This window comes from Aeromicrobium choanae (genome assembly GCF_900167475.1).
GTDB lineage: Bacteria > Actinomycetota > Actinomycetes > Propionibacteriales > Nocardioidaceae > Aeromicrobium > Aeromicrobium choanae.
This window is the reverse complement of the sequence record NZ_LT796768.1, coordinates 15,400-33,978: the sequence shown is the minus strand read 5'-3', so window position 1 is coordinate 33,978 and position 18,579 is coordinate 15,400. Positions and strand designations below refer to the sequence as shown.

Sequence of the window (18,579 nt, the reverse complement as noted above, 5' to 3'; positions counted from 1 at the left end):
GGGGAATCAATAACGCAACAATGGTGTTGTGAAATACGTGAGCGTGGATCATGAGGTGTCGTCGGTCGACGACCTCTCCACGCGCGATCGCGTCGCCGAGAGCATCCTGGAGAACGGTCCCAGCACCGCCACGAGCCTGGCCACCCGCCTCGGACTCACCCCCGCCGCCGTGCGTCGTCACCTTGAGCACCTCGTCGAGCACGGCCTCGTGGAGTCGCGCGAGGAGCGCGTCCGCGGCCAGCGTCGCCGGGGCCGCCCGGCCCGGGTGTTCGTCCTGACCGCCGCCGGCCGCGACACGTTCGCGCACACCTACGACGACCTCGCGGCCGATGCCCTGCGCTTCCTGCGCGCCACGGGCGGCGACACCGCCGTCATGGACTTCGCGCGGCACCGCCTGGCCGAGTTCCGCAACCGGTACGAGCGGCTGCTGGCCGACGTCCCGGTCGAGGAGCAGGCCTCGGTGCTCGCGCGTGCGCTGACCGACGACGGCTTCGCGGCCTCGGCCAGCTCCACCCCGCTCGGCGAGCAGATCTGCCAGCACCACTGCCCGGTGGCCCACGTCGCCGAGGAGTTCCCCCAATTGTGCGAGGCCGAGACCGAGGTCTTCGCCGAGCTGCTGGGCTCGCACGTCCAGCGCCTGGCGACCATCGCCCACGGCGACGGCATCTGCACCACGCACCTGCCTCGCGCCACCCAGTCCACCCATGTCACCGCTGTGTCTCCAACTGAAGGGGAGTCGTCATGACGACCACGAACGACACGACCTCGATCGAGGACCTGAACCCGGGTCTGAAGGATGTCGGCAACTACGAGTTCGGCTGGCACGACGCCGACGTCGCCGGAGCCAGCGCGCAGCGCGGCCTCAGCGAGGCCGTCGTGCGCGACATCTCGGGCAAGAAGAGTGAGCCCCAGTGGATGCTCGACCTGCGCCTGAAGGGCCTCAAGCTCTTCAACCGCAAGCCGATGCCCACGTGGGGTGCCGATCTCGACGCGATCGACTTCGACAACATCAAGTACTTCGTCCGGTCGACCGAGAAGCAGGCGACCACGTGGGAGGAGCTCCCCGAGGACATCAAGAACACGTACGACCGCCTGGGCATCCCCGAGGCCGAGAAGCAGCGCCTCGTCTCCGGCGTCGCCGCGCAGTACGAGTCCGAGGTCGTCTACCACCAGATCCGCGAGGACCTGGAGCAGCAGGGCGTCATCTTCCTCGACACCGACACCGCGCTGAAGGAGCACCCCGAGCTCTTCGAGGAGTACTTCGGCACCGTGATCCCCGTCGGTGACAACAAGTCCGCCGCGCTGAACACGTCCGTGTGGTCGGGTGGCTCGTTCATCTACGTGCCCAAGGGCGTCCACGTCGACATCCCGCTGCAGGCCTACTTCCGGATCAACACCGAGAACATGGGTCAGTTCGAGCGCACGCTGATCATCGCGGACGAGGACTCCTACATCCACTACGTCGAGGGCTGCACCGCGCCGATCTACAAGACCGACTCGCTGCACTCGGCCGTCGTGGAGATCATCGTGAAGAAGGGCGCCCGCGTCCGCTACACGACGATCCAGAACTGGTCGAACAACGTGTACAACCTCGTCACCAAGCGCGCCACCTGCGAGGCCGGCGCGACGATGGAGTGGGTCGACGGCAACATCGGCTCCAAGGTCACGATGAAGTACCCGGCCGTCTACCTCATGGGCGAGCACGCCAAGGGCGAGACGCTCTCGATCGCGTTCGCCGGCGAGGGCCAGTACCAGGACACCGGCGCCAAGATGGTGCACGTCGCGCCGAACACGTCGAGCTCGATCCTGAGCAAGTCCGTCGCCCGCGGCGGCGGCCGCACGTCCTACCGCGGCCTTCTGCAGGTCAACGAGGGCGCCTACGGCTCGGCCAGCACGGTCAAGTGCGACGCCCTGCTGGTCGACCAGATCAGCCGCTCGGACACCTACCCGTACGTCGACGTCCGTGAGGACGACGTGACCCTCGGCCACGAGGCGACCGTCTCCAAGATCAACGACGACCAGCTCTTCTACTTCATGCAGCGCGGCATGGAGGAGGACGAGGCCATGGCGATGATCGTCCGCGGCTTCGTCGAGCCCATCGCTCGCGAGCTGCCCATGGAGTACGCGCTGGAACTGAACCGACTCATCGAGCTGCAAATGGAGGGTGCTGTCGGATGACGACCGCAACTGTCGAGGGAACCGACAACGGCATGGCGGCCGCGCTGGAGCTGGACCACGTCCAGAGCCACCTGCACCCCGAGCCGTCGTACGACGTCGAGGCCCACCCCAAGCCCACCGGCCTGGAGGAGATCTGGCGCTTCACACCGCTCAAGCGGCTGCGTGGACTGCTCGACGGCACGCCGTCGGACGCCAGCCTGGAGTGGAAGGACGAGCTCCCCACGGGCGCCACGCTGACCACGATCACCACCGACGAGGCGAAGGCGATCGGCGGCATCGCGCCGCTCGACCGCCTCGCGGCCCTCGCCGTGCAGAACGCCGGCGGCGCCACGCTGCTGTCGATCGACGGCGAGCTCGACGCCCCGGCGCGCATCCGGCTGACCGGCACCTCGGTCGAGGAGACCGTGTGGGGCCACATCGTCGTGAAGGTGGCGCCCTTCTCCAAGGCCACGATCGCGTTCGACCACATCGGCTCGACCACCTACGCCACGAACGTCACGTACGTCGTCGGCGACGGCGCCCAGCTCGACGTCGTGAACCTGGTCGACTGGGAGGACGACGCCGTCCACGCCGTGCAGAACGGCATCAGCGTCGGCCGCGACGCGACGGTCCGCTTCTTCGAGTTCACCCTCGGTGGCGACCTCGTCCGCTCGTCGACCAACGTCGACTACCGCGGCCCCGGCGGCAGCGTCGACCTGCTCGGCATCTACTTCGCCGACGCGGGCCAGCACCTCGAGCACCGCCAGTTCGTCGACCACACGGCGCCGCGCACCCGCAGCAACGTCGAGTACAAGGGCGCGCTGCAGGGCCAGGACGCGCACACCGTGTGGATCGGCAACGTCCTGATCCGCAAGGTCGCCGAGGGCATCGACACGTTCGAGCAGAACGACAACCTCGTCCTGACCGACGGCGCGCGCGCCGACTCGGTGCCGAACCTCGAGATCGAGACCGGCGACATCGCCGGCGCGGGCCACGCGTCCACGACCGGCCGCTTCGACGACGAGCACCTGTTCTACCTGCAGAGCCGCGGCATCGACCCCACCGAGGCCAAGCGCCTCGTCGTGCACGGCTTCTTCAACGACATCATCCGCCGGATCGGTGTCGAGGACCTGCAGGAGCGCCTCCTGTCGGCGATCGAGCTCGAGCTGGCCGCGGTGGTCGGCAACCCCGCGGCGGTGACCGCATGACCTTCAAGGAGGTCGCGAAGCTCGCCGACGTCCCCGAGGGCGCGGCGCTGGGCATCGAGTTCGAGGGTCTCGACCTGGCCCTGGTGCGCGACGGCGACACCGTCTACGCCATCCAGGACTGGTGCTCGCACGCCGAGATCCCGCTGTCCGACGGCGACGTCGAGGGCTGCGAGATCGAGTGCTTCCTGCACGGGTCGCGCTTCGACCTGCGCACCGGCAAGGCGCTGGGCCTGCCGGCCACCGAACCCGTTCCCGTCTACCAGACCAAGATCGAGGGAGAGACCGTCTGGGTCGACCTCCCGAACCAAGGAGAAACAGCATGAGCACCCTGGAGATCAAGAACCTCCACGTGTCCGTCGACACTGAGGACGGTGCCAAGGAGATCCTCCGCGGCGTCGACCTGACCATCAACTCCGGCGAGGTCCACGCCATCATGGGCCCCAACGGCTCGGGCAAGTCCACGCTGGCGTACTCGATCGCCGGACACCCGAAGTACACCGTCACCGAGGGCGAGGTGCTCCTCGACGGCCAGAACATCCTCGAGCTGAGCGTCGACGAGCGCGCGCGTGCGGGCCTCTTCCTCGCGATGCAGTACCCGGTCGAGATCCCGGGCGTCTCCGTCGCGAACTTCCTGCGCACGGCCAAGACCGCCATCGACGGCGAGGCCCCCAAGCTGCGCACGTGGGTCAAGGACGTCAACGCCGCGCTCGAGCGGATGACGCTCGACCCGACGTTCTCGTCGCGCTCGGTCAACGAGGGCTTCTCCGGCGGCGAGAAGAAGCGCCACGAGATCGCCCAGCTCGAGCTGCTGAACCCGAAGTTCGCGGTGCTCGACGAGACCGACTCCGGCCTGGACATCGACGCCCTGCGCGTCGTCTCCGACGGAGTCAACCGCTACTCGTCCCAGGGCGACCGTGGCGTGCTGCTGATCACGCACTACACGCGCATCCTGAACTACATCGAGCCCGACTTCGTCCACGTCTTCGTCGCCGGCAAGCTGGCGCAGACCGGTGGGCGCGAGCTCGCCGAGCTGCTCGAGGCCGAGGGCTACGACAAGTTCACCAAGGCGGCCGTCTGACCATGACCGGCTACGACGTCGAGGCGATCCGCAAGGACTTCCCCATCCTGTCCAGGACGATGGCGGGAGACCGCCCTCTCGTGTACCTGGACAGCGCCAACACGTCGCAGAAGCCGCGTCAGGTCGTCGAGGCGATCGAGCGTCACTACCTCGAGCACAACGCGAACGTCGCGCGGGCGATGCACCAGCTCGGTGCGGAGGCCAGCGAGGCGTTCGAGCTCGGGCGCGACAAGGTGGCGGGGTTCATCAACGCGCCGCGTCGCGAGGAGGTCGTGTTCACCAAGAACGCCTCCGAGGCGCTCAACCTGGTGGCTCGCGTCCTCGGCGACGCCGGTCGCGTGGGTGCCGGTGACGAGGTCGTGGTGACCCAGATGGAGCACCACTCCAACCTCGTGCCGTGGCAGCTGCTCGCGCAGCGCACGGGCGCCGACCTGCGCTGGTACGGCGTCACGCCCGAGGGCCGGCTCGACCTCGACTCGCTCACGCTCACCGAGCGCACCAAGGTCGTCTCGGTCACGTGGGTCTCGAACATGCTCGGCACGATCAACCCGGTCGCGGAGATCGTCCGGCGCGCCCACGAGGTGGGTGCGCTGGTCGTCATCGACGCGTCGCAGGCCGTGCCGCAGCTGCCGGTCGACGTGGCCGCGCTGGGCGCCGACTTCGTCGCGTTCACGGGCCACAAGATGGTCGGTCCCACGGGCATCGGCGTGCTGTGGGGTCGGTACGACCTCCTCGCCGAGCTGCCGCCGTTCCTCGGTGGCGGCGAGATGATCGAGACCGTGTCGATGGAGCACACCACCTTCGCCGCGCCGCCGCACCGCTTCGAGGCCGGCACGCCGCCGATCGCGCAGTCCGTGGGTCTTGGCGCGGCCGTGGACTACCTCCGCGAGCTCGGCATGGAGAACGTGGCCGCGCACGAGCAGCGCATCACCGCCTACGCGCTGGCGGCGATGAACGAGCTGCCCGGTGTCACGATCGTCGGGCCGAAGGAGCCGGTCGACCGCGGGGGAGCGATCAGCTTCACGATCGATGGCGTGCACCCCCACGACGTGGCGCAGCTGCTCGACTCGCAGGGCGTCGCCGTGCGCGCGGGGCACCACTGCGCGAAGCCGCTGCACGCCCACTTCGGCGTGCAGTCCACGACGCGCGCCTCGTTCTACCTGTACACGACCGAGGCCGAGATCGACGCGCTCGTCGCGGGGATCCGCCACACCCAGTCGTACTTCGGAGCCTGAGATGAACGCTTCCAACGTCGATGCGCTGTACCAGGAGATCATCCTGGACCACTACAAGCACCCGCACGGCGCGGGTCTGCGCGACCCGTACGAGGCCGAGGTCCACCACGTCAATCCCACGTGCGGCGACGAGATCACGCTGCGCGTGCACCTCGCCGGCGACACGGTGGCCGACGTCTCCTACGACGCCGTGGGCTGCTCCATCAGCCAGGCGTCCGCCTCGGTGCTGAACGACCTCGTGGTCGGCAAGGACGTCGACCACGCACTGACCACACTCAACGCGTTCCAGGAGCTCATGCAGGGCCGCGGCCACGTCGAACCCGACGAGGACGTGCTCGAGGACGGGATCGCCTTCGCGGGCGTCGCCCAGTTCCCCGCGCGCGTCAAGTGCGCGCTGCTGTCCTGGATGGCCTGGAAGGACGCCGTCGCGCAAGCTTCGGCCAAGGAGGATTCATGACCACCGACCACAGCGATCTGCCCGACGTCGCCGTCCAGCCCGGAGCCACCAGTGACGAGGACGTCTGGGAGGCGATGAAGGACGTCGTCGACCCCGAACTCGGCATCAACGTCGTCGACCTGGGCCTCGTCTACGGCGTTCACACCGACGAGCACAGCAACGCCATCCTGCAGATGACGCTGACGTCCGCGGCCTGCCCGCTGACCGACGTCATCGAGGACCAGACCCGCGCCGCGCTCGACGGCCTGGTCAACGACTTCCGCATCGAGTGGGTCTGGATGCCGCCGTGGGGCCCGGACAAGATCACCGACGACGGCCGCGAGATGCTGCGCGCCCTCGGCTTCAACATCGGCTGACCCCCCGCCCCTCTCCACTTTTGGAAACGGATCCACGTCTCTCAGGCCTCTGAGCGTGGATCCGTTTCCAAAAGTGCGGAAGTGTGCTCCGTCGCCGGCGAACGATTTCGCGCCACGGGGGATCGCTCCGTAGACTGGCTCGGTGGACATGATCCGGCTGGAGTGACGCGCGAGCACCTGCTCGACCCCTGCGTCCTCGCCCGTCCATCCCTCACGAAGGCTCTTCCATGATCACCGCCTCCTCCGTGGAGCTGCGCTTCGGCGCCCGCGTCCTGATGTCCGACGTCTCCTTCCAGGTCGCCAAGGGCGACAAGATCGGGCTCGTCGGCCGCAACGGCGCCGGCAAGACCACGCTGACCAAGATGCTGGCCGGGGCCGGCGGCGAGCCCGCCGAGGGCACCATCACGCGCACCGGCACCGTGGGCTACCTCCCGCAGGACCCGCGCGTCGGCGACCCCAACGTCACCGCCCGCGACCGCATCCTTTCGGCCCGCGGCCTCGACGAGGCGCTGCGCAAGATGCGCAAGGCCGAGAAGGAGATGGCCTCGGAGGACTCGGCGCTTGCCGAGGACGCGATGCGCCGCTACTCCCGCGCCGACGCCGAGTTCGGCGCCGGTGGCGGCTACGCGGCGGAGTCCGAGGCGGCGACGATCGCCGTCGCGCTGGGCCTGCCCGAGCGCGTCCTTGAGCAGCCCCTCAGCACCCTGTCGGGCGGCCAGCGCCGCCGCATCGAGCTGGCGCGGATCCTGTTCTCCGACGCCGACATCCTGCTGCTCGACGAGCCGACCAACCACCTGGACGCCGACTCGATCGTGTGGCTGCGTGGCTTCCTGAAGAGCTTCTCCGGTGGCCTCGTGATCATCAGCCACGACGTCGACCTCGTGGAGGAGACCGTCAACAAGGTCTTCTACCTCGACGCCAACCGCGGAGTCATCGACATCTACAACATGGGCTGGCGGCCCTACCTCAAGCAGCGCGAGGCCGACGAGGCCCGCCGCAAGCGCGAGCGGGCCAACGCCGTGAAGCAGGCCGAGCGACTGATCGACCAGGGCAACCGCATGCGCGCGAAGGCGTCCAAGGCGACCGCCGCGCAGCAGATGCTCAAGCGGGCCGAGAAGATGATGGCCGGCCTCGAGGACGAGCGCGCGGTGGACAAGGTCGCCAAGATCGCGTTCCCCAAGCCCGCCCCGTGCGGCAAGACGCCGCTCATGGCCACGGGCCTGTCGAAGTCGTACGGGTCCCTGGAGATCTTCACCGACGTCGATCTCGCGATCGACCGGGGGAGTCGCGTCGTCGTGCTCGGGCTCAACGGCGCGGGCAAGACCACGCTGCTGCGTCTGCTCGGCGGTGCCGACCGGGCGGACACGGGCGAGATCATCGCGGGCCACGGCCTCAAGATCGGCTATTACGCGCAGGAGCACGAGACCCTCGACACCTCGCGCTCGGTGCTGGAGAACATGCAGAGCGCGGCGCCGCACCTCACGGACACCGAGGCACGCAGCGTGCTGGGCTCGTTCCTGTTCACCGGCGACGACACCGCCAAGCCTGCGGCCGTGCTGTCCGGTGGCGAGAAGACCCGGCTGGCGCTGGCCAGCCTGATCGTCTCGAGCGCCAACGTGCTGCTGCTCGACGAGCCCACCAACAACCTCGACCCCGCGTCGCGCGAGGAGGTGCTGGCGGCGATCCGCTCCTACGAGGGCGCCATCGTGCTGGTCACCCACGACGAGGGCGCCGTGCACGCGCTCGAGCCCGACCGTGTCCTGCTGCTGCCCGACGGCGACGAGGACCTCTGGTCGGACACCTACGCCGACCTCGTCAGCTTGGCGTGACCGCTTCCGTCGCCTTCGGGCGCCGCTCGCGCAGTTCGGCGCGGACGAACAGGCCGTAGCCGAAGACCGCCAGTGCTGCGAAGAAGTACCACTGGATCGAGTAGAACAGGTGCGGTCCGGTGCCCAGGTCGGGCTCGGCGGGGCCCTCGAGCCCGTCCTGCTCGGGTGAGGTCATCGCGACGAAGCCCGGCATCGGCTCGGTGCCGAGGAAGTCGGTCCACCGCTCGCCGTTGACGGCGCGCACCTGCCCGTCGCGCGGCGTCGTGGCCGCCTTGTCGGCGGTGCTGGCGGGCTGGAGCCATCCCGTGACGGTCACCGGACCCGTCGGGGCGGCCGGGACGTCCTCGGGCGCCTCGCCGTTGCGCGGACCCTCGATCCAGCCGCGGTCGACCAGCACGACGGTGCCGTCGTCGAGCCGCAGCGGGGTGACGACCTGCACGCCCGGCCGGCTGTCGCGATGGGCGAACCGCACGGTGAGCTCGTGCGCGGCGTCGAACGTGCCGGTGGCCGTCACGGAGCGGTACTCGAGGTCGGGGTCCCAGCCGTCGGCGAGCACCTCACCGACGGGCGCCGGGTCGGCCTTCAGGTTGGTCTCGACGACGGCGTTGTCCGCCTTGCGCTGCTCCCAGCGGTCGTACTGCCAGCCGCCGAGCATGAAGCAGGTGACGGCCATGACGACGACGAAGACCGCCAGCCCGATCCAGCGCGGGCTTGCCAGGAAGCGCAGCACCTACTGGTCCAGCTGCTTGCGGTCGACCCCGAAGGGCGACGGCCCGTCGCCCGAGCTGCGGATCGCCGAGTTGCCGATGACGACGGCCACGTAGGGCAGGAACACCGCGCCGACGAGGAGCACCCAGCGGATCCAGTGGTCGACCGCGACGAAGCCGATGAAGCAGGCCACACGGACGGCCATGGAGATGAGGTAGTTGCGCTCGCGATGGTCCACCTGGGCGCTGAAGGGCTCGCGCGCACTGGTGATCGAGTGCACCTCTTCGGGGTCGCGCCGGGCCATGTCCCCAGTCTACGCCGTGGGTCCCGCGCGCGACCCGCGACCGGGTGGGACGATGGCCCCATGAGCAACCGCACCTACCGTGTCACCGAGATCGTCGGAACGTCCCCGGTCGGGGTCAGCGAGGCCATCGACAGCGGCATCGCCCGGGCCTCCCAGACCCTGCGCCACCTCGACTGGTTCGAGGTCGTCGGCATCCGGGGCCAGGTCGAGGACGACAAGGTCTCGCACTACCAGGTCACGCTGAAGCTGGGCTTCCGCCTCGAGGACGACGAGTAAGCAGAAGGTCAGGTCGCCGGCGGCGCATCCGCGGCGTCGGCCGCCTCGACCTCCTCGCGCGTGATGCCCATGAGGTACACGATCGCGTCGAGGTAGGGCACGTTCACGGAGGTCTGCGCCTGGTCGCGCACGAGGGGCTTCGCGTTGAACGCGATGCCCAGCCCCGCGGCCGCCAGCATGTCGAGGTCGTTGGCGCCGTCGCCGATGGCCACCGTGTTGCGCACGTTGATGCCGGCCTGCTCGGCAAAGTGGCGCAGCGCCTCGGCCTTGCCGGCCCGATCGACCACGCGTCCGAGCACCCGGCCGGTCAGCGCGCCGTCCTGAACCTCGAGGTCGTTGGCGGCGAAGTAGTCGATGCCGAGGTCGGCCGCGAGGCGCTCGATGATCTGCGTGAACCCGCCGCTGACGAGCGCGAACCGGTAGCCGAGCCGCTTGAGCGTGCGGATCATGGTGCGCGCGCCCGGCGTGAACTCGAGGTTCCGGTAGACCTCGTCGAGGGCGGACGCGGGCACACCGCGCAGCTGGGCCACTCGCTCGTGCAGCGACTCGGCGAAGTCGAGCTCGCCGCGCATCGCCCGCTCGGTGACGTGAGCCACCGCCTCCTCGCAGCCGGCGTGGGCCGCGAGCATCTCGATCACCTCGCCCTGGATCAGCGTGGAGTCGACGTCCATGACGACGAGGCGCTGTGCGTGACGCAGGATGCCGTGCTCCTGCACCGCGACGTCGGTGCCGAACCGGTGGCCGATCGCGGCCAGCTCGGACTGCAGGGCGTCGGGCGCGGCGCCCGAGACCTCCATGCGGATCGCGGTGACGGGGTAGCGCGCCATGCGGACGATCCGGTCGATGTTGCCGCCGAGCTCGTTGATGCCCTCGGTCAGGGCCGCGAGCGCATCGGGCATCAGCGGCGCGCCGAGGACGACGACCTGGGCGCGGCCGATCCGCCGAGGCCGGTTGTCGCCGGTGCCGTGCACGACCTCGACCTCCAGGCCGAGGTCGGCGCCGACCGATCCGAGGTCGGCCTCGAAGCCGGGCACCTCGTCGGGGACGGTCACCAGGACGCTCAGCACGAGTCGGCCTCGCACGACCAGCTGCTCGACGTCGATCACCTCGACGTCGTGGGCGTCCAGCGCGGAGAAGACCCGCGTGGAGACGCCGGAACGGTCCGGGCCGCTGAAGGTGACCAGCACCGTGGGCTCGGTCAGGTGCAACGTGGGGACGTGGCCCGGGGCTGGCGTGCTCATCGTGTCGAGGGTATCGCCAGGTCGTTGCGGCCAACCGATAGGTTGGACGTGTGACCGCCGTGTTCGACCTGACCGACGTCACGATCGTGCGCTCGGGCAAAACTCTCCTGGACCGCGTCTCGTGGCGCGCCGAACCGGGGGAGCACTGGGTCATCGTGGGCCCCAACGGTGCCGGCAAGACCACGCTGCTGCAGGTCGCCTCCGCGAACATGCACCCCACCTCCGGCACCGCCGAGATCCTGGGGGAGCGACTCGGCTCCGTCGACGTCTTCGAGCTCCGGCCCCGCATCGGCCACACCAGCGCCGCGATCGCCGAGCGTGTGCCCGCCGACGAGACGGTGCGCAACCTGATCCTGTCGGCCGCCTACGCCGTGCTCGGCCGCTGGAACGAGGAGTACGACGACGAGGACCACCGCCGCGCGATGGCGATGCTGGCCGAGCTCGGCATCGCACCGCTGGCCGACCGCACCTTCGGCACCCTGTCCGAGGGTGAGAAGAAGCGCGTCCTGCTGGCACGCTCCCTCATGACCGATCCCGAGGTGGTCCTGCTCGACGAGCCCGCCGCCGGCATGGACGTCGGCGCCCGCGAGGACCTGGTCGAGAGCCTCGAGGCCCTCGCGTCCGACGAGTTCGGTCCCTCGCTCGTGATGGTCTCGCACCACCTCGAGGAGATCGCCCCCGGCTTCACGCACGCGCTCCTGCTGTCAGGTGGCTCCGTGGTGGCGTCCGGGCCCATCGCCCAGGTGCTCACGTCGGAGAACCTCTCGCTGGCGTTCCGCCAGCGGCTCGAGGTCACGCACGACACGGGACGATTCTCGGCACGGCGCCCGCCGCTGCGGCGGCGCGCAAACTAGGAGGGGACACATGGACTGGTTCGGCGACGACATCTGGGTGACGTGGGCGGCGCTCGGCGTCCTCATGTGCCTCATCGAGCTGGCCAGCGGCGAGCTGATCTTCCTGATGTTCGGCATCGCGGCCTTCTCGGCCGCGGTGGCCGCCGCAGCCGGCGCGCCGATGGCGCTGCCCCTGGCGATCTTCGGCGTCGTCTCGGTCGCGCTGCTCGCTCTCGTCCGCCCGCGGATCGCCGCCCGGGTCCACGACGGACCGTCGCTGCCCGTCGGCCAGCAGGCCCTCGTGGGCCAGCTGGCGATCGTCGAGGAGGTCGTCAACCGTCACGCCGGCCGTGTCCTCATCGGCGACGTCCACTGGACCGCCCGCCCGGTCGACCCCGAGGCGACCTACGAACCTGGCGACGAGCTGCTCGTCGCCGCCATCGACGGTGCGATCGCCCGCGTCGTCCGGAAGGAGAGCTGAATGTTCGCATCCGCAATGCTGGTCTTCTTCATCCTGCTGGTGGTCCTGCTGATCGTGACCGCCGCGATGAGCCTGAAGATCATCCCGCAGAACTTCGCCGGGATCGTGGAGCGCCTGGGGAAGTACCGCACCACCCTGACGCCCGGGCCGCACCTGATCGTGCCGTTCCTCGACCGCGTGAAGTACCGCGTCGACCAGCGTGAGCAGGTTGTCTCGTTCCCGCCGCAGGGCGTCATCACCGAGGACAACCTGACGGTCGAGATCGACACCGTCATCCTCTACACGGTCAACAACCCGGTGGCCGCGACGTACGAGATCGTCAACTACATCGAGGGCATCCACCAGCTCACGACCACCACGCTGCGCAACATCATCGGTGGCATGACGCTCGAGCACGCGCTCACCAGCCGTGATCAGATCAACCGCACGCTGAGTGCCGAGCTCGACGCGGCCACGGGCCGTTGGGGCATCAAGGTCAGCCGGGTGGAGCTCAAGAGCATCGATCCGCCGCCGACCATCATCGACGCGATGGAGAAGCAGATGCGCGCCGAGCGCGACAAGCGCGCGGCCATCCTCACCGCCGAGGGCGATCGCCAGTCCGCGATCCTCAGTGCCGAGGGCCAGAAGCAGGCGGCCATCCTGCGGGCCGAGGGCGAGAAGACGGCCGCGATCCTGACCGCCGAGGGCGAGAAGACGGCGGCCATCCTCACCGCGCAGGGCGAGGGCCGCGCCATCGAGACCGTCTTCCAGGCGATCCACGACGGCAACCCCGACCAGAAGCTGCTCTCGTACCAGTACCTGCAGACGCTGCCGAAGATCGCTCAGGGCAACAACGCCTCGACGTGGATCATCCCCGCGGAGGTCACCGCGGCGCTGAGCTCCATCGGCAACGTGGTCGGCTCGATCCCCGTCGACGGGGGCGGCTCGCACAAGCGCGTCGACCTCGACGAGCCGGTGGAGACCGAGGGCCAGTCGCCGGCCGAGACCACCAGCGCCGTGGAGGAGGCCATCCGCGCCGCCAAGCAGGCCGAGTCGCCGATCTCCACCCAGGACGATCCGCCGACCGGTCAGCCGCCCACGGCCTGAGCCGGATGGACCGGACCCGGATCATCGTCCTCGGGGCCGCGGCGCTCGCCACGGTGGCGATCGTCGTGGCCTGGCTCGTCATCGACCGTTCGGACGACGCCGATCCGATCAGCGGACCTCCGGCCGAGCAGGCCGAGGAGGTCCCGCTGGCCGCCGGCTCCACGACCGAGCCCGACGAGGACTGGGTGACCCGGACGGCCGCCGATCGGCAGATCCCGGTGCGGGCGATGCAGGCCTACGCCCGCACCGAGATCAGCCAGCGTGAGAGCGCGCCCGCGTGCAACCTGCGCTGGAACACGCTCGCGGGCGTCGGGTCGGTCGAGTCGGCCCACGGCACGCTGGGCGGCGCCGGGCTGGACGCGGCGGGGGTCCCGAGCCGCCGGATCATCGGGCCTCCGCTCAACGGCGAGAACGGCACCCGCGCCATCGAGGCGACCAAGGAGTCCACGGCACTGCACGGCGACGAGCAGTGGGACCGTGCCGTCGGGCCGTTCCAGTTCCTGACGTCCTCGTGGGACCTGTACGGCGCCGACGCGGACGGTGACGGCAGGGCCGACCCGCACGACATCGACGACGCGGCCCTGGGCGCCGCGCGCCACCTGTGCGCGAAGGAGCGCGACCTGGCGGGCGCCGGCTGGGTGCCGGCGGTCTTCGCCTACAACAACTCGATGGCCTACGTCGAGAAGGTCCGCGGCATCGCCGACAGCTACGCGAAGTAGCGTCAGAACTGCCAGGTGCCGTGGATGATCGCGCGGCCGAGCGTCTTGAACGCCAGGTTGAACCCGACGACGGCGGGGGAGGCGGAAGAGTCCACGCCCAACGTCTCCTCGCCGACGGCGTGGACCACGAAGAAGTAGCGGTGCGGCTGGTCGCCCTCCGGCGGAGCGGCGCCCATGAAGTTCAGGCCGCCGCCGTCGTTGCGGACGTGGAAGGCACCGCCGGGCAGGGAGTCGTCGCTCGCGCCTGCTCCGGTGGGCAGCTCGGTGACGTCGGCCGGGATGTCGACGGCCACCCAGTGCCAGAACCCCGACACGATCGGGGCATCGGGGTCGAAGCAGGTGACGACGAACGACTTCGTTCCCTCGGGTGCACCGCTCCACGCCAGGTGGGGCGACGTGTCGCCGTGGGCGTTGACCTGGTCCTGCTTCAGTGGGGCGCCGTCGTTGACGTCGTCGCTGACGACGGAGAACGAGGCCGCGGCGGGCAGCAGCGGGTACGGATCGGGAGTCACGGGTCGATCGAGGCTCATGCCACCTAACCTAGTGCGGTGGCCGACCTCATCGCACTCGACGACCCCCGCGACGAACGGCTCCGGGACTACACCGACCTGCGCGACGTGCAGCTGCGCCAGAGCGTGGAGCGGGAGCGTGGGATCTACATCGCCGAGGGGACGAAGGTCATCGAGCGGGCGGTGGCGGCCGGGCACGAGCCCAAGTCGCTGCTGCTGGCACCGCGCTGGCTCGGCACGCTGTCGGACATCCTCGAGGCGACCGACGCACCTGCCTACGTGCTCGACGAGAAGTCCATCGAGCGCGTGACCGGGTTCCACGTCCACCGGGGTGCTCTCGCGGCCATGCACCGGCCGGCCGAGCGCCGCGTCCACGACGTGCTGGCCACCGCCCGGCGCGTGCTCGTGGCCGAGGACCTGGTGGACCACACCAACATCGGCGCGATCATGCGCAACGTGGCGGCGCTCGGCTTCGACGCGGTGCTGCTGTCGCCGCGGTGCGCCGACCCGCTCTACCGTCGCTCGATCAAGGTGGCGATGGGAGCGGTCTTCTCCCTGCCGTGGGCGCGGATCGACGACTGGTACGCCGCCCCGGCGCTGCTGCGCGAGCACGGCTTCACGACCTACGCGATGACCCTGGCGGACGACGCCGTGCCGATCGACGCGGTCGAGCCGGCGGAGCGCTCGGCGGTCATCGTCGGATCCGAGGGTCCCGGACTCAGCGAGCACTGGCAGCGCGAGTCGGACCACCGCGTGATCATCCCGATGGCCGCCGGCATCGACTCGCTCAACGTCGCGGCGTCCACCGCGATCGCCTGCTGGCAGTTCCGTCGCCGCTGAGTCAGTCCTCCTCGGGCTCCTCGCCGACCGGCCAGTCCTCGTCGTACTCGTCGGCCAGCTGCTCGTGCTGCTTGTAGAGCTTCTTGCGCGCCTTCTCGGGGACGCGGTCGCCGAAGACCGTGCCGAAGAGGTGGTCGGTCTCGTGCTGGAGGCAGCGGGCCAGCAGGCCGGTGCCCTCGAACTCGACCGGCTCGCCGTGGTGGTCGAAGCCCGTGACCCAGGCGTGGTCGGGCCGGCCGCACTCGGTGAAGGCACCCGGCAGCGAGAGGCACCCCTCGTCGGCGACGTCGAGCTTGCGCTCGGTACCGTCGGGGAGGCGGAGCACGGGGTTGCACACGACTCCGGTGATCCGCTGGTGATCGGCGTCGGGGCAGTCGAACACGAAGACCTTGAAGTCCTCGCCGACCTGGTTCGCGGCCAGGCCGACGCCCTCGGCGGCGTACATCGTGGCCACCATGTCGGCGACGAGGTCGGCCAGGTCGTCGTCGAACGCGGTGACGTCCTTCAGCTCGCGGTGCATCACGGGCGTGCCCCATCGGGTGATGGGTCGCACCGAGCCTCCGGAGGGCAGGGGGCGGGACTGGTCGGCAGAGGGCGTTTCGGTCACGCTTCAGCCTATCGAGAGGCCGACACGCGCAGGCGCTGGCAACCGGGTCCCGATTCAGATACCATCGGTATGCGAAACTGTAAACGACAGTTTCTGCAATCACTGAGGGAGTGAACGTGGCGGGTAAAGACCCCATGGCCTACGGACTGCGCGCGCTGAACAAGCTGGCCGCGTCCGAGACGCTCGACCGCATCGGCCTGCGCAAGTTCGCCGAGCGCGCCGTGCACGGCTCGACCAAGGCTGGATTCCAGGCGATCGGTGCCGCCCAGCGCACGTTCACGAAGGTGTCCGGAAGCTCGCAGGGCAGCCGCGCGGCGGCCACCGAGCCGTCCGGCGTGTTCGACCTGACGCCCACCGAGGACCAGCAGATGATGGTCGACGTCATCGGCGAGTTCGCCGCCGAGGTGCTGCGCCCCGGTGCCGAGCAGGCCGAGGCCGCCGACGACACGCCCAAGGAGGTGCTGGCCCAGACCTCCGAGTTCGGCCTGAGCCTGCTCAACATCCCCGAGCCCCTCGGGGGCCTTGCCGAGCAGCGCTCGGCCGTCACCGGCGTGCTCGTGGCCGAGGCGCTGGCGAAGGGCGACATGGGGCAGGCCGTGGCCTGCCTCGCACCGTCGGCCGTTGCCACGGCGATCTCGCTGTGGGGCACCGAGGGCCAGCAGCAGACCTACCTGCCGTCGTTCACCGACGGCGACGTGCCCGCCGCTGCGCTCGTCGTCGCCGAGCCGGTGCCGATGTTCGACCCGCTGTCGCTCACCACGGTCGCGAAGCGCGCCGAGGGCGGCTACGTCCTCAACGGGCTCAAGTCCGGTGCCGTGCGCGGCGCCGAGGCCGAGCTGCTCGTCGTGGCTGCCGACGTCGAGGGCCGCGGCCCGTCGATGGTGATCGTCGAGGCCAGCACCGAGGGCGTCGCGGTCGCGGCCGATCCCGGCATGGGACTGCGTGCCGCCGGGCTGTCGCGGATCCAGCTCACCGACGTCCACGTCGGCGAGGACGCGATCCTCGGATCGGCGCAGGACTACCGCGAGATGATCCGCCTGTCCCGCCTGGCGTGGGCCGGGCTCGCGCTCGGCACGGCACAGTCGGTGCTCGACTACGTCAAGGAGTACGTCACCACCCGGGAGGCGTTCGGCGAGCCGATCGGCCATCGCCAGGCCGTGGCCTTCACCGTCGCCGACATGGCGATCGAGCTCGAGGGCATGCGGCTGGTCACGCTGAAGGCCGCCTCGCGCGCCGAGCGCGGCGTCGAGTTCGCCCGCGAGACCGCGCTGGCCCGCCGTCTCACCACCGACTACGGCATGAAGATCGGCACCGACGGCGTGCAGATGCTGGGCGGCCACGGCTTCGTGAAGGAGCACCCGGTCGAACGGTGGTACCGCGACCTGCGTGCCGTCGGCGTGATGGAAGGAGCAGTCCTCATCTGAGGACGGGAGAGATCATGATCTACCTCGAGACCCCCAAGAAGTTCCGTGGCTTCGTCCAGCAGGCCCACGACGTCGCCAACGAGTTCCTGCGCGCCAACTCGCGCAAGTACGACCTCGCCGAGCACAGCTACCCCAAGGAGCTCGACCTCTTGGCCTCGTTGATCGACGGCCTGAACGAGTCGGGCAACAGCACGGGCGCCGGCGCCGCGGGCGTCCGCGTCAAGGAGGACAAGAAGAAGGACAAGGGAGTCCGCAACGCCACCAACATGGCGTCGGTGCTCTCGGTGATCGAGATGTGCTGGGGCGACGTCGGCCTGCTGCTGTCGATGCCGCGCCAGGGCCTGGGCAACTCGGCGATCGCCTCGGTCGCCACCGACGAGCAGGCCGAGCGCTTCAAGGGCACGTGGGCCTCCATGGCGATCACCGAGCCCAGCTTCGGCTCGGACTCCGCCGCGATCAGGACCACCGCCACCAAGGACGGCGACCACTACATCCTCAACGGCGAGAAGATCTTCGTCACCTCGGGCGACCGCTCCGATTCCGTCGTCGTGTGGGCCACCCTGGACAAGACGCTGGGCCGCGCGGCGGTGAAGTCGTTCGTCGTGCCGAAGTCGCTGCCCGGCATCCGGGTGGAGCGCCTCGAGCACAAGCTCGGCATCCGGGCGTCGGACACCGCCGTCATCGTGCTCGACAACTGCCGCGTGCCGGCCGAGAACCTGCTGGGCGACCCGGAGATCGACACCTCCAAGGGCTTCGCCGGCGCGATGGCCACGTTCGACAACACAAGGCCGCTCGTGGCCGGCATGGCCGTGGGCTGCGCCCGCGCCTCGCTCGAGGTCATGCGCGACCTCATCGAGCAGGCGAGCCTGACGATCGACTACGACCGCTCGCCGGCCCTGCAGCCGCACGTGGTGGCCGAGTTCCTGCGGATGGAGGCCGACTGGGAGGCCGCGCTGCTGCTCACCCTCGAGGCTGCGTGGATGGCCGACAACCGCCAGGCGAACTCGCTGCAGGCCTCGATGGCCAAGGCGAAGGCCGGCCGCTCGGGCAACGACATCACGCTCAAGTGCGTCGAGCTGGCCGGCTCGCTGGGCTACAGCGAGACCGAGTTCCTCGAGAAGTGGGCCCGCGACTCCAAGATCCTCGACATCTTCGAGGGCACCCAGCAGATCCAGCAGCTCATCGTCGCCCGACGGCTGCTGGGGCTCACCAGCTCCGAGTTGAAGTGAGC

General features: G+C 69.7%; 22 protein-coding genes. 17 read left to right on the top strand and 5 right to left on the bottom strand.

Going from position 1 to position 18,579, the window contains the following annotated elements; all coding sequences use genetic code 11:
* The first annotated feature begins 28 nt into the window (after positions 1 to 28).
* The 9 genes from B5D60_RS00190 (at position 29) to B5D60_RS00150 (ending at position 8,320) form a co-directional block, all read left to right on the top strand.
* Positions 29 to 745 carry a helix-turn-helix transcriptional regulator gene (locus B5D60_RS00190; RefSeq protein WP_407922761.1) on the top strand — a complete coding sequence of 239 codons (717 nt, stop codon included), beginning with the start codon at positions 29 to 31 and terminating at the stop codon, positions 743 to 745.
* On the top strand, positions 742 to 2,178 hold the full coding sequence (gene sufB / locus B5D60_RS00185) for a Fe-S cluster assembly protein SufB (protein WP_078698275.1): 1,437 nt from the start codon (positions 742 to 744) through the stop codon (positions 2,176 to 2,178). Before B5D60_RS00190 ends, sufB begins: the two co-directional genes overlap by 4 nt.
* A complete protein-coding gene (gene sufD, locus B5D60_RS00180; protein ID WP_231948927.1) occupies positions 2,175 to 3,365 on the top strand; it encodes a Fe-S cluster assembly protein SufD in 1,191 nt (396 codons plus the stop codon). Before sufB ends, sufD begins: the two co-directional genes overlap by 4 nt.
* Complete coding sequence (locus tag B5D60_RS00175; RefSeq protein ID WP_078698274.1) at positions 3,362 to 3,688, top strand: Rieske (2Fe-2S) protein; 327 nt, start codon at positions 3,362 to 3,364, stop codon at positions 3,686 to 3,688. Before sufD ends, B5D60_RS00175 begins: the two co-directional genes overlap by 4 nt.
* Positions 3,685 to 4,443 (top strand): Fe-S cluster assembly ATPase SufC, encoded by a 759-nt coding sequence (sufC, locus tag B5D60_RS00170; protein WP_078698273.1) that lies wholly within the window; start codon positions 3,685 to 3,687, stop codon positions 4,441 to 4,443. Before B5D60_RS00175 ends, sufC begins: the two co-directional genes overlap by 4 nt.
* 2 nt (positions 4,444 to 4,445) lie before the next feature.
* Positions 4,446 to 5,678, top strand: a complete 1,233-nt coding sequence (locus tag B5D60_RS00165) for a cysteine desulfurase (protein ID WP_078698272.1) — start codon at positions 4,446 to 4,448, stop codon at positions 5,676 to 5,678.
* Between the two features lies 1 nt (position 5,679).
* Positions 5,680 to 6,135: a Fe-S cluster assembly sulfur transfer protein SufU gene (gene sufU, locus B5D60_RS00160; RefSeq protein ID WP_078698271.1), complete on the top strand. Its 456-nt coding sequence runs from the start codon at positions 5,680 to 5,682 to the stop codon at positions 6,133 to 6,135.
* Positions 6,132 to 6,491 (top strand): metal-sulfur cluster assembly factor, encoded by a 360-nt coding sequence (locus tag B5D60_RS00155; protein ID WP_078698270.1) that lies wholly within the window; start codon positions 6,132 to 6,134, stop codon positions 6,489 to 6,491. Before sufU ends, B5D60_RS00155 begins: the two co-directional genes overlap by 4 nt.
* Positions 6,492 to 6,718: 227 nt before the next feature.
* Positions 6,719 to 8,320 (top strand): ABC-F family ATP-binding cassette domain-containing protein, encoded by a 1,602-nt coding sequence (locus B5D60_RS00150; RefSeq protein ID WP_078698269.1) that lies wholly within the window; start codon positions 6,719 to 6,721, stop codon positions 8,318 to 8,320.
* Here the strand turns inward: B5D60_RS00150 and B5D60_RS00145 are convergent.
* Positions 8,307 to 9,050: an SURF1 family cytochrome oxidase biogenesis protein gene (locus B5D60_RS00145; RefSeq protein ID WP_078698268.1), complete on the bottom strand. Its 744-nt coding sequence runs from the start codon at positions 9,048 to 9,050 to the stop codon at positions 8,307 to 8,309. The genes B5D60_RS00150 and B5D60_RS00145 overlap by 14 nt on opposite strands.
* Positions 9,051 to 9,332 (bottom strand): DUF3099 domain-containing protein, encoded by a 282-nt coding sequence (locus tag B5D60_RS00140; protein ID WP_078698267.1) that lies wholly within the window; start codon positions 9,330 to 9,332, stop codon positions 9,051 to 9,053.
* A gap of 60 nt (positions 9,333 to 9,392) precedes the next feature.
* Here B5D60_RS00140 and B5D60_RS00135 point away from each other — a divergent pair, with 60 nt between their 5' ends.
* Positions 9,393 to 9,608, top strand: a complete 216-nt coding sequence (locus tag B5D60_RS00135; RefSeq protein ID WP_078698266.1) for a dodecin — start codon at positions 9,393 to 9,395, stop codon at positions 9,606 to 9,608.
* A gap of 8 nt (positions 9,609 to 9,616) precedes the next feature.
* On the opposite strand, the gene serB is transcribed toward B5D60_RS00135, so the two are convergent.
* Positions 9,617 to 10,849 (bottom strand): phosphoserine phosphatase SerB, encoded by a 1,233-nt coding sequence (gene serB, locus B5D60_RS00130; RefSeq protein ID WP_078698265.1) that lies wholly within the window; start codon positions 10,847 to 10,849, stop codon positions 9,617 to 9,619.
* A gap of 50 nt (positions 10,850 to 10,899) precedes the next feature.
* Between serB and B5D60_RS00125 the strand changes: the two genes are divergently transcribed.
* The 4 genes from B5D60_RS00125 to B5D60_RS00110 are packed head-to-tail and all read left to right on the top strand — an operon-like array spanning position 10,900 to position 13,968.
* A complete protein-coding gene (locus tag B5D60_RS00125; RefSeq protein WP_078698264.1) occupies positions 10,900 to 11,703 on the top strand; it encodes an ABC transporter ATP-binding protein in 804 nt (267 codons plus the stop codon).
* Between the two features lie 10 nt (positions 11,704 to 11,713).
* Entirely contained in the window at positions 11,714 to 12,163 is a 450-nt protein-coding gene (locus B5D60_RS00120) for an NfeD family protein (protein ID WP_078698263.1), read from the top strand.
* Complete coding sequence (locus B5D60_RS00115) at positions 12,164 to 13,249, top strand: SPFH domain-containing protein (RefSeq protein ID WP_078698262.1); 1,086 nt, start codon at positions 12,164 to 12,166, stop codon at positions 13,247 to 13,249.
* Positions 13,250 to 13,254: 5 nt separating this feature from the next.
* Positions 13,255 to 13,968 carry a lytic transglycosylase domain-containing protein gene (locus B5D60_RS00110; protein WP_078698261.1) on the top strand — a complete coding sequence of 238 codons (714 nt, stop codon included), beginning with the start codon at positions 13,255 to 13,257 and terminating at the stop codon, positions 13,966 to 13,968.
* 2 nt (positions 13,969 to 13,970) lie between these two features.
* Here B5D60_RS00110 and B5D60_RS00105 read toward each other — a convergent pair whose 3' ends face one another.
* Complete coding sequence (locus B5D60_RS00105) at positions 13,971 to 14,498, bottom strand: YbhB/YbcL family Raf kinase inhibitor-like protein (protein ID WP_078698260.1); 528 nt, start codon at positions 14,496 to 14,498, stop codon at positions 13,971 to 13,973.
* A gap of 18 nt (positions 14,499 to 14,516) precedes the next feature.
* Between B5D60_RS00105 and B5D60_RS00100 the strand changes: the two genes are divergently transcribed.
* Positions 14,517 to 15,317, top strand: a complete 801-nt coding sequence (locus B5D60_RS00100; protein WP_078698259.1) for a TrmH family RNA methyltransferase — start codon at positions 14,517 to 14,519, stop codon at positions 15,315 to 15,317.
* Between the two features lies 1 nt (position 15,318).
* On the opposite strand, the gene def is transcribed toward B5D60_RS00100, so the two are convergent.
* Entirely contained in the window at positions 15,319 to 15,924 is a 606-nt protein-coding gene (gene def / locus B5D60_RS00095; protein WP_269456866.1) for a peptide deformylase, read from the bottom strand.
* Positions 15,925 to 16,040: 116 nt separating this feature from the next.
* On the opposite strand from def, the gene B5D60_RS00090 reads away from it, so the two are divergent.
* Together B5D60_RS00090 and B5D60_RS00085 are read left to right on the top strand one after the other, a co-directional pair.
* Entirely contained in the window at positions 16,041 to 17,348 is a 1,308-nt protein-coding gene (locus B5D60_RS00090; protein ID WP_231948926.1) for an acyl-CoA dehydrogenase family protein, read from the top strand.
* Between the two features lie 14 nt (positions 17,349 to 17,362).
* Positions 17,363 to 18,577 carry an acyl-CoA dehydrogenase family protein gene (locus B5D60_RS00085; protein WP_078698257.1) on the top strand — a complete coding sequence of 405 codons (1,215 nt, stop codon included), beginning with the start codon at positions 17,363 to 17,365 and terminating at the stop codon, positions 18,575 to 18,577.
* Positions 18,578 to 18,579 lie beyond the last annotated feature (2 nt).

Excerpts from the sequence above, each read along its gene's own strand:
- B5D60_RS00165 (WP_078698272.1), top strand. The coding sequence starts at position 4,446 with ATGACCGGCTACGACGTCGAGGCGATCCGCAAGGACTTCCCCATCCTG.
- B5D60_RS00105 (WP_078698260.1), bottom strand. The coding sequence starts at position 14,498 with ATGAGCCTCGATCGACCCGTGACTCCCGATCCGTACCCGCTGCTGCCC.
- B5D60_RS00085 (WP_078698257.1), top strand. The coding sequence starts at position 17,363 with ATGATCTACCTCGAGACCCCCAAGAAGTTCCGTGGCTTCGTCCAGCAG.
- serB (WP_078698265.1), bottom strand. The coding sequence starts at position 10,849 with ATGAGCACGCCAGCCCCGGGCCACGTCCCCACGTTGCACCTGACCGAG.
- B5D60_RS00150 (WP_078698269.1), top strand. The coding sequence starts at position 6,719 with ATGATCACCGCCTCCTCCGTGGAGCTGCGCTTCGGCGCCCGCGTCCTG.
- B5D60_RS00155 (WP_078698270.1), top strand. The coding sequence starts at position 6,132 with ATGACCACCGACCACAGCGATCTGCCCGACGTCGCCGTCCAGCCCGGA.
- B5D60_RS00115 (WP_078698262.1), top strand. The coding sequence starts at position 12,164 with ATGTTCGCATCCGCAATGCTGGTCTTCTTCATCCTGCTGGTGGTCCTG.
- B5D60_RS00135 (WP_078698266.1), top strand. The coding sequence starts at position 9,393 with ATGAGCAACCGCACCTACCGTGTCACCGAGATCGTCGGAACGTCCCCG.
- B5D60_RS00110 (WP_078698261.1), top strand. The coding sequence starts at position 13,255 with ATGGACCGGACCCGGATCATCGTCCTCGGGGCCGCGGCGCTCGCCACG.
- B5D60_RS00120 (WP_078698263.1), top strand. The coding sequence starts at position 11,714 with ATGGACTGGTTCGGCGACGACATCTGGGTGACGTGGGCGGCGCTCGGC.
- sufB (WP_078698275.1), top strand. The coding sequence starts at position 742 with ATGACGACCACGAACGACACGACCTCGATCGAGGACCTGAACCCGGGT.
- B5D60_RS00140 (WP_078698267.1), bottom strand. The coding sequence starts at position 9,332 with ATGGCCCGGCGCGACCCCGAAGAGGTGCACTCGATCACCAGTGCGCGC.
- sufC (WP_078698273.1), top strand. The coding sequence starts at position 3,685 with ATGAGCACCCTGGAGATCAAGAACCTCCACGTGTCCGTCGACACTGAG.
- sufD (WP_231948927.1), top strand. The coding sequence starts at position 2,175 with ATGACGACCGCAACTGTCGAGGGAACCGACAACGGCATGGCGGCCGCG.
- B5D60_RS00175 (WP_078698274.1), top strand. The coding sequence starts at position 3,362 with ATGACCTTCAAGGAGGTCGCGAAGCTCGCCGACGTCCCCGAGGGCGCG.
- sufU (WP_078698271.1), top strand. The coding sequence starts at position 5,680 with ATGAACGCTTCCAACGTCGATGCGCTGTACCAGGAGATCATCCTGGAC.